The 13310-nt window shown below is 40.3% G+C and carries 6 protein-coding genes and 1 tRNA gene; 1 reads left to right on the top strand and 6 read right to left on the bottom strand.

Going from position 1 to position 13310, the window contains the following annotated elements; all coding sequences use genetic code 11:
- Positions 1–48: 48 nt before the first annotated feature.
- Positions 49–1296, bottom strand: coding sequence for a site-specific integrase (locus tag B9Y87_RS03735; protein WP_085496253.1), 1248 nt, complete (start codon positions 1294–1296; stop codon positions 49–51).
- Positions 1297–1522: 226 nt separating this feature from the next.
- A tRNA-Pro gene (locus B9Y87_RS03730) sits at positions 1523–1596 on the bottom strand.
- Positions 1597–1969: 373 nt separating this feature from the next.
- Between B9Y87_RS03730 and B9Y87_RS03725 the strand changes: the two genes are divergently transcribed.
- Positions 1970–3892 carry an FG-GAP repeat domain-containing protein gene (locus tag B9Y87_RS03725; protein WP_217807478.1) on the top strand — a complete coding sequence of 641 codons (1923 nt, stop codon included), beginning with the start codon at positions 1970–1972 and terminating at the stop codon, positions 3890–3892.
- Positions 3893–4224: 332 nt separating this feature from the next.
- Here the strand turns inward: B9Y87_RS03725 and B9Y87_RS03720 are convergent, their stop codons facing one another.
- The 4 genes from B9Y87_RS03720 to B9Y87_RS03705 all read right to left on the bottom strand — a co-directional run bounded on the left by B9Y87_RS03720 (position 4225) and on the right by B9Y87_RS03705 (position 13309).
- Complete coding sequence (locus B9Y87_RS03720; RefSeq protein ID WP_085496248.1) at positions 4225–5808, bottom strand: SusD/RagB family nutrient-binding outer membrane lipoprotein; 1584 nt, start codon at positions 5806–5808, stop codon at positions 4225–4227.
- A gap of 34 nt (positions 5809–5842) precedes the next feature.
- The gene (locus B9Y87_RS03715; RefSeq protein WP_085496246.1) at positions 5843–9169 is read right to left on the bottom strand and encodes a SusC/RagA family TonB-linked outer membrane protein; all 3327 of its coding nucleotides are present in this window, start codon (positions 9167–9169) and stop codon (positions 5843–5845) included.
- A 394-nt stretch (positions 9170–9563) separates the two neighbouring features.
- Complete coding sequence (locus tag B9Y87_RS03710) at positions 9564–11054, bottom strand: alpha-L-fucosidase (RefSeq protein ID WP_085496244.1); 1491 nt, start codon at positions 11052–11054, stop codon at positions 9564–9566.
- A gap of 11 nt (positions 11055–11065) precedes the next feature.
- On the bottom strand, positions 11066–13309 hold the full coding sequence (locus B9Y87_RS03705) for a DUF4838 domain-containing protein (RefSeq protein WP_085496242.1): 2244 nt from the start codon (positions 13307–13309) through the stop codon (positions 11066–11068).
- Position 13310: the final 1 nt, after the last annotated feature.

Here is a 13310-nt window from a genome sequence, read left to right as displayed (position 1 = left end):
CTGCCTGAATGAATTCGTTCAAACAGCCGCAAAACATTATTTTATAGCTTAATAAATTTCCTCAGCTCTAACCTTTTTTAGCTTCATCGTAGCCATCAAATTCTGCATATCCTCCCCTACCTTCTTTTCAACCACTCTAGCATAGATTTGAGTAGTTGAAAGCTTGGTATGCCCCAAAAGTTTGGAAACGGTTTCAATTGGCACCCCATTGGAAAGTGTAATCGCCGTGGCAAAGGTATGTCGGGCTACATGAAAGGTTATCTTTTTACGAATACCGCAGGCGGTTGTGATATCCCGAAGGGTGCGGTTGATCATTTGGTTGCTGTATATAGGTAATAATCTTCCATTTTCAAGCAGACTAGCATGGCTTTTATATTTATCAATGATTTCCATGGCCTTGGGTAGCAAAGGAATCTTCAAAGGTTCATCTGTCTTTGTTCTTTTAGTATATAACCAATCGTTACCGTCCATTCCTTTTACCAAATGGTCAATTTTTAGCCCACTAACATCAATAAAAGACAAACCCGTATAACAGGCAAAAATGAACAGGTCTTTTATGTGTTGGGTACTTGGAATATTAAACGTGGTATCCTCAATGAGCTGCAGTTCCCTTTCCGTCAGAAATTGACGTTCTGTTTTTTCAAAACGTAGTTTATAATTGATAAAGGGGTCCTTTTCCAACCATTCCAGTTTTACGGCAAGCCTGGACATCTTCTTTAAGCGCTCCATGTGTTTCATGGCACCGTTATTGGCACAACCCATTCGTGTGGCCGGTTTATACTTCCGTATATATTGTTCAAAATCTACAATAAAACCATAATTCAGTTTTTTAAGAGGAATATCCTCAACGCCCATTTTCTCTTTTAAAAATTCCTTGATACAACGTTCCGTACTGTAATAGTTCTTCATAGTTCCTTTTCTAAGGACGCTGATCATGGAGGTATTGTGATAGCTTATCAAATCGAGCAGTGTCTTGCCCCTATCGTCCTCTCCTAAATATCGAGCCTTTATTCCGGCCGAAGTAATGTCAACTTCCTCCTGCAAAAGTTGCCGGTGTGCCTCGTGCAATCCCGTAAAAACCTGATCCAAATACTTGTTTAGAGAGATTACATATTTGGAAAACCCCTTACCTCTTTTGCGTTTTTCGTCCCAAAGGGACACTGGCAATTCCCGATTTAAACTGAATTCCGCTCTTTTTCCATCCACGGTGACCCGAGCATAGATCTTAATGTTCCCATTTTCCAAATTCAATTTTCGAGTGACAAATACCACCGATAATCTACTGTTTTCTAACATATTACATAGCTTTAAATTAATAAATAAACGGTAAAAAACACAGGGTCAAATACCCTCTAAAGCTACTTCAATGTACAAAAAATACTGTGGTTTCAAAATCCCTTTATGGACACCAGAGGGGTGTTTTCAGGTAGTTTCAAGTGGTTTCATCTGGACCCCCTAAAAACATAAAACGTTGCAAATCAGGTGATTTGCAACGTCATGCGACTAGATGAAACTAGTCAAGTCGGGATGACAGGATTTGAACCTGCGACCACACGGCCCCCAGCCGTGTACGCTACCGGACTGCGCCACATCCCGATACTACAATTTGCTCAATAATTTCCATTCTTTTTCAGAATCTCCATTTATAAATGAATCCTCTGTGGGGCAGCCTGTCCTGAGCGTAGACGAAGGGCCACATCCCGAAAATGAGATTGCAAAAATAGGAAAGATCAAACAATTAAACCCTAAACTTTGGGCAAAAAAATGATTTTTTTTACTCACCCCTTATATTGTTGCCGATCTAAGGATTATTCCCTAATTATTGATATATTCAATTACATTTCAATGCTAGGCTCCATCATCTGCCGGCCTCCTTTTACATAGTGTTGGTCATTTGAAAAATAAACACTAATTTGAAATTTTTATACAAATACCCATCAATCCAAAATAAACTTAGTAAAATCCAACTATGATGCTTAAACGATTAATCCCTTGCCTATTCTTAACTCTCACCACTTTTGGCTTTAGTCAATCCGCAGATGAAAAATTAATAAGATTACAATACAAGGACACCGCTACTACCAAGGATCTGGCAGTAGGACTTTGGGCCAACCCCTTACCCATGGATTACGATCAGGACGGGGACCTGGATTTGGTTATCTCCTGTACCGATGTTCCTTTTAATGGTACCTTTTTATTCAAAAACAGCTCCAAAGACCAAAAAGGAAGTCCCATATTTGAAGCTCCGATCAAAATTGGTGACGGTATGCGGAATGTTGCCATTTCCTATGTAGATGACGAACCCAGGGTATTAGGCGTAGGTTTGGAATATGACAATTTTAGAAGATATGGTTACACCCGCCCCCTAGGCCTTTATCAGGCATCAGAACTGCTAGATTTATATAAGGAACGTTTTAACGACTGGAAATATGTTGATTATGACAATGACGGGGATATGGATCTCATTGTAGGCATCGATGATTGGAGCGAATATGGATGGGACAATGCCTTTAATGAAAAAGGGGAATGGACCAATGGGAACCTTCGAGGATACCTTTATTTATTGACCAATGATAACGGGAAATACAGAAATGATGGGAAAATTCTAGCTGGTAATAAACCTATCGATGTATATGGCAATACTACGCCCAATATAGCCGATTTTGATGGCGATGGAGATCTGGATATTATATGTGGCGAGTTCGTAGACCGATTTACCTATTTTGAAAATACCGGGAGTCGTGAAAATCCTACCTATGCCAAAGGAAGATTTCTGGAGAATGCATCCGGCATCCTTAAAATGGACTTGGAAATGATGCGGCCCGTGGCCCTCGATTGGAACAATGACGACAAGATTGATCTAGTAGTGGGTGACGAAGACGGTAGGGTGGTATTTATTGAGAATACTGGGGCTGTAAAAGATAATATGCCCATTTTTATATCGCCCGTTTATATTCAGCAAAAAAGTCAATATCTAAAATTTGGTGCTCTGGTCACTCCGTTCAGCGTGGATTGGGACGAAGACGGGGATGAAGATCTAATATGTGGTAATTCGGCAGGTTACATTGGTTTTATAGAGAACTTGGACGGGAGGGCAAATCCAGATTTTAAAGAACCCGTTTATTTGATGGCCGATGGGGAAGTGATTCGAATAATGGCAGGGGAAAGCGGTTCCATCCAAGGTCCGGCCGAACGCAAATGGGGATACACCACCCTTACGGTTGCCGATTGGGACGGTGATGGCCTAAAGGATATTGTATTAAATTCCATTTTTGGCAAGGTAGAGTGGTATAGAAACATAGGCACGAAAGGTGCGCCCAAATTAACAAAAATGGGAGGTGTTAAGGTGGCCTGGGAGAAAAACACAGTTCCCAAACCAAAATGGAACTGGTGGAATCCAGAAAAAGACGAATTGGCCACCCAGTGGAGAACAACACCTTACGCAATAGACTGGAACAAAGACGGACTAATGGACTTGGTAATGTTAGATCACGAAGGCTATTTGGCGTTTTTTGAACGGTTTAAAAAAAGAGGTAAACTCTATCTAAAGCCAGGACAACGTATCTTCAAAAATGCGGATGGCAGCATTGGTAATGATTTGCTGCGTTTAACGGAGCGGGAAGCAGGTGGCAGTGGGCGAAGAAAAATTCAATTCACGGATTGGGACGGGGACGGAGACCTTGACCTTTTGGCCAATAGTGAGAATATTGAATGGTACGAAAACGTAGGAGCATCCAACGGAAGTACCATTTTCAAAAAAAGAGGCAACCTGGTCAATACCAAATTGGCCGGTCATACAACCAGTCCAACCGTAGTGGATTGGGACCAGGACGGTAAACCAAATTTATTGATCGGGGCAGAAGACGGACATTTTTATTACCTTAAAAATTAAAGAACAAGCTAACAAAATGGGGTTTTTCCTTCTGATAACAAAATGTGGAATTAATTTAAATTGAATAGTATAAAGGACCTAGATATACATACATGGGTATGTTTAAATTCTATTTCGAGTATTAATAAAGCTACGCTCCACTTATCTTCAATCGGATGCAGCTAAATACTGTTAATAAAAAAGAACTACATAAGCTCTAGGTGTTAAACCCACTTGCCTCCTTAAATTTTATCAAAAATCATTTTCAGTTTTGTTAAACACCTAAAAGTAAAAGCCCGATACAGTAACTGTATCGGGCTTCTAGGTAACAAAATTAAAACTAACTCAATTCCTTAATTAACATCCCAGAATATTTTGGTGGTCAAATTATCCTCACCACTTACAGTATTATAATTGTCGGTGTTGTAAACACGCTCACTATTTGGATAAATCCAACGGCTAGGTGGCAATGTTTGTTCGTTGGCATTATCTACCTGGAAATCAAATTCAGGTAAATTCAACCTTCTTTGTTCCGCCCAGCTATCTGGCAATTGAAGTACACTAAAGTGTATCCATTTTTGGGTTGCGATTAAGGACAATTTCTCTTCATCCGTAGTGGCATTGTCCCAATTTACATCGGCACTGTCAATATAAGCCTGAATTTCTGTGTCATTGGTAGGTACAAGATCTATTGCAGTACCATCGGCACTCAAATCACGAAGATCATAGTAGAATTCCGTTGATTTTTCAATAGCATCCTCATAACTAGCTTGTGCCATGGCATCATTGCTGGCGTTCAAATAATATTCAGCCTTAAGTAGACTTACTTCGGCAGCTGTAAACAAAAGTCCAGGGAAATACTCGTTTCTACTTAAAGTTGAACGGTTGTATCTAGACAGGGTACCAGTAGCCACCAAAGTAGTTTGGTCATTTTCGTTAAGCAACGGATCCAAACCTAAATAGGCACCACCAGCATTTTCTCCTGGTTCGTACATAGCTCTTATCCTTGGATCGGTATTGTCCAACATATGATCTATCATGGCCTTACCTGCCAAATTACCATCCCAGTCTTCCAATCCAGTCCTAAAACCTTTGGAGTTTATTGGAGTATCCAAGCTAACAACATCGATCTGAATATTTTCGGCATTTACCTCTACTAAAGGATATTGTCCTGGATTGGCCAAGATAGCAGCAATTTCGGATTCCGCTCTAGATTGAAATTCAGAAACACCGGAAACCCTAGTCAACATTCTTAACCTTAATGAATTACAATACTTTTTCCAAGCACTTACATCACCTCCGTTAACAAAATCCTGGGTTTGAAAACCTACCATGATTCCTGGGCTAACATTGATACTGTTTAATTCGTCGGAAAAAGATTTTAAATCGTCCAACATAGTAGTATAGATACTTTCGGCAGTATCATAAGTAGGTAATGACGCTAAGTAATCACCCCCATTTTGGCTTAGGCGACCCGCTTCTGAAAATGGAATATCACCATGTAGGTCAACCACTCTTTGGGTATGATCATAAAGGTAAATTTTGGCCGTAAGCATATAAACCTTCAAATCTGCCTGCTCCTCTGGAGTAAGATTGTTATAAATCTTCTCCAACTCTCTATATTGGGATAAAAAATCATAGTATGTGCCCCAACGCGGACCTATAGCTGCTTCACCAGGCACATATTGGTTAGACGTATTTATCCAACCTACCGCTTGGGTATAACGGGACAATGTAGGTCTAAGCACTACGAAATAGTTCCAATAGGCAGGAAGAACGTAATCCTTATTGGCGACCAACATACCTGCAAATTGCTTCTCCACTGTTGCTGTCGATACCTTTGACGGGTTTGCGTAATTCTCGCTAAAATCTGCCTCGGTACAACCGCTGATGGCCGTGGCCATAACAATACCGAGTATTATCGATAATTTTTTCATGAAATATCTTTTTAAATAATTCTTATTTATATTATTATAGACTAGCTCTTACCATTAGACCGAAAGAACGAGTTGAAGGGTTGGTACCTACATTATTAACATTTTGGAACCATCTGGAACCTGCTGTAGTCTGCTCACCATCCATATCTTTGATTGTTCTATATAGGTAAAACAAGTTTCTACCGAAAACTGAGAATTGCAATTTACTAAGTCCTATCTTATCAATAACCTTTCTTGGCATTTTGTAGCCAATGGACAACTCTCTCATCTTAAAGTAGGTATTCTCTTTAATATATAGTTCATAACGGGTGTTTGGACTATATTGAGGTCCACCCCAGTTGTAAACGGTCCAGTAGTAATCCGCAGCAGAAGCTATTTGGTCGTTAGGCTGACCGTCATTGGTAACCCCATCCAATAATATACCATCATGGTAAACTACTTCTCCCCCAGGACCTGCTGTAGCACCCGGAGTTGTTTGGATTCTAGTTCCAGTGGCATCCTCGTAATAACTAAGTCCACCACGCTCTGTATCCATATAATTTAAACTCTCCTCGGTAAGACCACGGCTGGTCATCCAATTAAGTGCAGTTGGCATTACATGTCCACCAATACGGAAATCCACAAGGGCATCCAAGGTAATGTTCTTGTAGGTAAAGGAGTTCATAACACCACCAGTCCATTTTGGCATAGCGTTACCGAATTTTTCCATTTTATCAGGATCTACCTTGTACATTCCATTGGGATCCACAATTCTCCTTCCTTGTGCATCTGTTGCTACTGGGTGGGCATAAAGATCTCCCATTGGTTGACCTACCAACGACTTCAATTGGGCAGCATTTCCATCATAATCAGCATGCAGCAATTCATCAAGACCAGGCGCCAATTTCTCAACTTTGTTATCGTTCTTAGCAAAGTTTACAATAGCATCCCATCTAAAGGAACCTGTATCAATAGGCGTACCAGTCACCCCAAATTCATAACCTTTGTTCCTAAGCGTACCGATATTGGTCAATACAGAGCCTGCACCAGAACTATTAGGAAGTGTCAATGGCAAGATCTGATCTACAATTTGTGCATTGTAATAAGAGGCATCAAGACCTAACCTACCCTGAAAAAATTTCATTTCCAAACCAAATTCATACTCATGCTTCTCTTCCGGTCTAATTCCGTCATTACCAAAACTGGAAGGAATAGTAGTATAAAGCACTGGGTTGCCACCTTGAGAACCTAAAGTATTCTGGTTGTAGGCAATATTAGCCTGATATGGATCAGGATAATTACCCACAATACCCCATGAACCACGAATTTTTAAATAGTTCATAAAAAGAGGTAGGTCAAATGCCTCGGAAAGAATAAAACTAGAGTTAACCGAAGGGTACACAAAACTATTGTTGTTTGGGTTCATAGTGGAGGTCTTATCCTTACGAATTGTCCCTTCTACATAGAAATACCCCTTGTAATCTAAATTCATGGTTCCCAAAAACGCATCTTTTACGATAGAGTTTCGACTACTACCAGAATTAGGCGTGTTTACCGATGCAGACACATCAAACCAGTTTTCAACACTCAAACCTCCATTGGTTCCTCTGCTTAGAAATGATTCAGATTGCTTGGTAGCATTGTAACCCGCCATCATGGAAAGGGTCAAATCTGATGTAATTGCGGTTTCATAGTTCAATATCAATTCACCATACAAAGAGTTGTAATTGTTATTGCTCATACTAAACCCACCAGAGTTACCAAAAGCCAAAGGTCTTTCGGTAGAACTGCTTGCTTCCGATCTTCTATTGGTAAAATCTGTAGATATTCTACCTCTTAGATTAAGCCCCTTGGCTATGCTCCAAGTGTTAGTGATAGTACCTATAATTCTATTACTTTGCTCTTCCAAGCGATTCTCTTTTACCCTCCAAACGAAGTCTGCAATATCCCCTTTAAATCCAGGATAAATAATATTCTCTTCAGGAGTTAAACTCTGACCGGTTCCGGTAACAAAGCGATACCCTCTACTAGTTTTGTATCTATCCAAATACCAATCGGCACTATCCCAGGGAGACATCATTCCTGTAAAGTTGTTCGTCAATCGATCCACAGAATAAGGTCTGTTGAATACGGACTGATTTACATAGTTTACAATTACATCCGTAGTCATATTATCGGCCCATTTAAAGCTTGCATTTAAATTAAATACATTCTTTTCTTCCTCAGCACCAATACTGATACCTTGGTTATCCTGACGGGTATACGAAAATCTTAAATTGGAGTTATCTGTAACATTGGTAATGGACATGTTAACACTTGTATTGTGTGCAGTGTTGAACAAGCCACCATAGCGGTCATCCTGAGCCTCATAAGGTCTTACGATTCCGTCCCAACCAATAGTTGGCTGACCGTCAAATTTTGGTCCAAAGTTGATACTATACCCCAAAACACCTCTGGTTTCTGCTATACCATCACCATCTGTATCATGATATATAAAACCGTCTGCATCCTGTCCACCGTCAGAAACGTTCAAAGGTGCACCTGGCCCCCTCACTGTTTGATATCTTGGAAGATACGCCACTTTGTCAAAGCTATAGGATGAGCTCATATCCACTGTCATTCCCTTCTTCTTGTTCTTACCACTTTTGGTAGTGATCAAAACCACCCCATTTACCGCTTCAGAACCATAAAGTGCGGCAGCAGATGCTCCTTTAAGAATGGAAATGTTGTCTATATCCTCTGGGTTAATATCCAAAAGACCATTACCTCTAAGACGTTGGTCTCCCCAATAGTTATTGTTGGCAACTTCACCATCCCTAATAGGTACACCATCCATAATAATCAATGGCTGACTCCTTCCTGTAATGGAGGCTACACCCCTAATGGTAATATTGGAGGCACTGGTAGATCCACCAGGAGTAGTATTTATACTAACCCCAGGAGCTTTTCCGTACAATGCAGTTGCAAAGTTCGGTGTTGCCGTTTCGGTCAAAGCTTCAGCAGTAATAGTTGCCGTAGCATAACCAAGGGCCTTCTTTTCCCTTGTAATACCCAAACCTGTTACAACTACCTCTCCTAATTGCTCTGCATCTTCTTCCAGAACAACTTTAATAGTAGTCTGCGCTCCCACAGCAATTTCCTTTTTGGTAAAACCCAAAGAAGAAAAAACCAATGTAGCATTGTTCCCTACATTTAGGGAGAAATTACCATCAAAATCCGTGGAAGTACCATTGGATGTACCTTTCTCCACAACATTGACACCTGGTAGCGGGGTGCCCAGATCATCGGATACTGTTCCGGTAACCGTTTTGTTCTGAGCCATCATTCCTTGTACAACAAGAAATGAGGCCAGTAATAAATAGTAATGAAATTTTTTAATCATACTAATAATTTTTAGTTAGTTAATTAGATGTTAAGGGGGTTACCCTAATGTTAAATAATTACTAAATTTTGATTTTCCCGCTTAGGTAAAGAAATTAATTCGACTAATAACAATTGCTGAAAGCCTAATGACATATTTCCGAAAACGTTTTAGTAGTGAACACGAATAAAAAATGTGATTTTCACTGATAAAAAACACCCTCATAGTTACAGAACTATAAGGGTGTTAGGGTATTTTATGATTAATTTATGATAAAATATGTTAATCACTATAGCAATAGAATGCCTTTCATATTAGGTTTGTCAGCTATTTGGTTTGGCAACTTTAAACGTCCCATGTCACCAATATTTTGTACCAATTAGCTCACTAAATTCGATTTTCGCCAGAGAATTCCTTATTTAATTTTTATAACAAACGCTTCGGTCCCCAGCAATTTACCCCAAAGATCCCTAGGAAGCTGAAGAGCCATACCTTCGTCTTTTTGGATCCATTTTAACTTTTGTTTACCTCCCAAAAGTTGCGCCTTAACACTCCTTTTTGGTTTAAAATCTGGAAATACAATTTCGGTAGGCAGGGATGTTTGCCCTTTTTCTACTAGATAGGTGAGGTAGACTGCGCCATCTGGTTTGGCAGTAACACATACGTTGCCAAACTTAAAAGGGGCCAAAGACCGTGTGCCGTATATGGCCTCCTTGTTTACCGACATCCAATCCCCAATTTCATTCAACAATTGGTACGCCCCTTCATCCCATTCCCCTTCTGGGCTTGGAGCTACGTTCAACAACAAGTTTCCTCCCTTGGCCACTATATCCACCAAGGTATGGATCGCCTCACGTCCGGACATATATTGGGCATTAAAAGAATAGGACCAACCACCGCCGGCTATAATACAAGACTCCCAAGGATAGGGAAGCGGCTTTTCCGGTACCCTATTTTCCGGGGTCAAATAATTTTGATTTTTACCGTGAACGGCACGGTCCACCACAATTAAGCCAGGCTGCTTTTCCCTGGCCTTGACCACTAATTCGTCCATCTTTATGTCCTGGTTAACAATACGGTTCTTTAAATACCCGTTGTCATTGTTAACCAATTGCTGTTCATACCAATTGGTAATTTCGGATTTTGGCGTTTTGGCCACCCAGCCGCCATCCAACCACAAGATATCCACCTTGCCGTAATCTGTTAGTAGTTCCAATATTTGATTGTGGGTAAAATCGATGTATGCCTGCCATTTTTCAGGGTTTGCCTCGGGCTCATAATTAACATTGCGGTCCCTAGGTGGGTAATAGGGATCCCAATAAGTAGGGGTATTCCAATCTGGTTTGGAAAAATAGGCCCCGGCCCATAATCCCTGTTCCCTAAAAGAATTGAAAACTTCCTTGGTGATATTGGCTTTAGGATTGGTCGAGAATGGGGTTTTCGGATCTGTAATTTTGTAATCCGTGTATTTGGAATCGAACATAGAAAAGCCATCATGGTGCTTGGTGGTGAATACCACGTACTTCATTCCGGCATTCTTTGCCGCCTTGGCCCATTTGTCAGGGTCAAATTTCACAGGATTAAAGGTCTTCTGCAAGCCTTCATATTCTTTTTTATACGTATTGTAATCACTGGGATTAGAACCCTTGGTCCGTTCGCACCAACCATATTCTTCGGGGCATAACGACCACGATTCCACAATACCCCACTGACTATATGTCCCCCAATGCATAAGAAGACCAAATTTCAAATCTTGCCATTCTTCCAATTTTTCCAAGACCAAGGGATCGGTCTCGGGAACGTACCTTTCGTCTTCATAGATGGCCTGTGCGGTAATTCCCTGGCAAACAAAGCCCAATATTACGGCCAACCAAAGTGATCTTAATCTGTTTTTAAAAGTGTTCATTTATAAGGGATTTAATTAATTATTATTTCATCGGCAAAAAGCCAAGAAGGCAAGCCTGCTGCATGATGCCAATAAGGTGTATTTGTATTTTTAGCCAGAACCTTAATATATCGTGCATTCCTTTTATCAAAATCCAATTTAAAAAATTGAATATCGTTAACCTTGCTTTCCTTGGTCAATGGAAAGGGATTGTTAATGGTCCCAAAATTTTCAAAATGCCGATTATCCAAGGAACCAGAATAGGTAACTTTCTCAGGAAAAAAAACGATGTGATTGGTAACCTGCAAAAATGCCAGGGAAATGGTGCTTATATTTATTGGTTCACCTAAATCTACGACTACCTCCATATCTTTGCCCTCATACCCCAACCAGTTGGCATAAAAGCCACTTCCTCCCAAGGCTCCATCCGTAAGCGCCATGGGATCCTCCTTAGCGTATTTTTTTGGTTTCGTTATGGTGACCACTTTTTTACCCATGGCAACGTTGGGCATTCTTATTACTTCCAGTGCGGACATGTAATTTGCCAAATACTCCGTTACGGTAAAACCCATTTCATTCATTAAGGTTATATTGTTCTTGGCACTGATTGCCTTAAAATTATCCAGTAATGTGGTTACCAGTGGATTTATTATTTTTTTACCTTCCTCATTGGGAATCAAAAGTCTATATCTGTCGTTAATATTCTTCCTACTGGCCTCCAATTCGGCTAAATCTACCCCCAAGCGCGCCACTTTTACACGTGCCAAGATTTCTGGTTTTTTGGCCACTGCCTTTTCCGCATCATCAAATAATTGGGAATATTTGGAAAGTAAGTCCGGACTTAAATAGGATGAAAATGCCTCTGACGGATCACCGTAGAGGAATAGAAAAAAATCCTTATCCTCCTCTAACTTGGCATGAATTTCATCTATGTACTCTTTTATATAAATGCCTGCCTCTTCATAATAACCACTTGTAAAATCCGTTAACAGGGCATCCAGGTTTTGATCCGGATTCCAAAGCAGTTTTGCAGTAATATAAGACCTAAGCTCAAAAAGTTCACTGGGATTGTTACTGTGCTGTTCAAAAACCCATTTTGCGTTGTTGTCACGAAACAATTGAATATTGGGCTGAAGTGTATGGATATTGGGAAAGGGGGCAAAAAAATTGGTAAACTGGGTTGTATAATCCCAGATCCTAATGTTCTGGGTCAATTTTCCCCACCCCACTAAATCGTTTGCAAAATCCGCACATTTTTCGGCAATAGGTGCACTTCTGTCGCATTCTATAGAAGTAAGTGTAATCAAAACATTTTCCAATGGCTTGGTCTTACAAGGCTTTCTAGTATATTGATAGGCCAAGGTAGAAATCGTTTTATCAGGAAAATCAGCCGCCACTTCATTTACAAATCGTATCATAGAGCCAGACGGACTCCCCTCTTCCCCATCTATTTTACTACAATTGTCGCACTGGCAATGTTGCTGATTATCATCCTGACTTACAGATATAACCTGGGACTCGGGATATTGTTTGAACAAAGAAGCTACCGAATCCTTAACAATGGCCAAAACATCAGGATTGGTTAAACACAATTGGGTAGGCAGCCTTTGGTCTCCCCTTAAGGCATAATATTCCGGATTGGATTTGTAGAATTTTTCTTCGGGCAAAAACTTGTGGAAGGTGTGCACCCTTGCACTGGGCACATAGGTAGGGAAGGATTCATGGGTTACCTTCTGCTGTTCCGCATAGTCTGGGTTATCATAAAACAATCTTGAGTGTACCGTTCTAGTAGTAATATCAGGGGTATGTACATAATCCAATGCCGGAAGATCAATCGTTTTGGAAACGGGTATTTTTTCAACTTCGGGGGCATACCACCTACAATTTAGATAACGTTCCAGAAATTCATATACCGCATATTTGGTAGCCTTATCGGACCCGCCGGATAATAAAAGGTTTTTGTCCAAGGTCCTTATGGATATCCCATCTGCCTCCAAATGCCTTTCATAATCTATACCCAAATAAATTTTTTGCTTTTCAACTGTCTGCGAGGCTTCTTCAACTATTCCCAGTTTGGCCCCACTTATTTCATATAGATAACGTTGCAATATCTCGGCAGATTCATGCTGACTTTCGGTGGCACGACCCATAATTACAATTTCATAATTGGACTGGCCCTCCTGAACAAGTTCAATTCCATCCCTATTACAAGAGGTGAAAATCCATAATATTAATAAGAGACTTAGGGTTTTGATATTTGCCATTATCATTTTCATT

It is taken from the genome of Arenibacter troitsensis, from assembly GCF_900177645.1.
GTDB classification, from domain to species: domain Bacteria; phylum Bacteroidota; class Bacteroidia; order Flavobacteriales; family Flavobacteriaceae; genus Arenibacter; species Arenibacter troitsensis.
Note: the sequence above shows the minus strand (reverse complement) of the source record. Positions and strands in the feature narration are given on the sequence as shown.

What these genes read in the sequence shown, in the direction of transcription:
- B9Y87_RS03735 (WP_085496253.1), bottom strand. Translation starts at nt 1,296, where the DNA reads ATGTTAGAAAACAGTAGATTATCGGTGGTATTTGTCACTCGAAAATTG.
- B9Y87_RS03725 (WP_217807478.1), top strand. Translation starts at nt 1,970, where the DNA reads ATGATGCTTAAACGATTAATCCCTTGCCTATTCTTAACTCTCACCACT.
- B9Y87_RS03720 (WP_085496248.1), bottom strand. Translation starts at nt 5,808, where the DNA reads ATGAAAAAATTATCGATAATACTCGGTATTGTTATGGCCACGGCCATC.
- B9Y87_RS03715 (WP_085496246.1), bottom strand. Translation starts at nt 9,169, where the DNA reads ATGATTAAAAAATTTCATTACTATTTATTACTGGCCTCATTTCTTGTT.
- B9Y87_RS03710 (WP_085496244.1), bottom strand. Translation starts at nt 11,054, where the DNA reads ATGAACACTTTTAAAAACAGATTAAGATCACTTTGGTTGGCCGTAATA.
- B9Y87_RS03705 (WP_085496242.1), bottom strand. Translation starts at nt 13,309, where the DNA reads ATGAAAATGATAATGGCAAATATCAAAACCCTAAGTCTCTTATTAATA.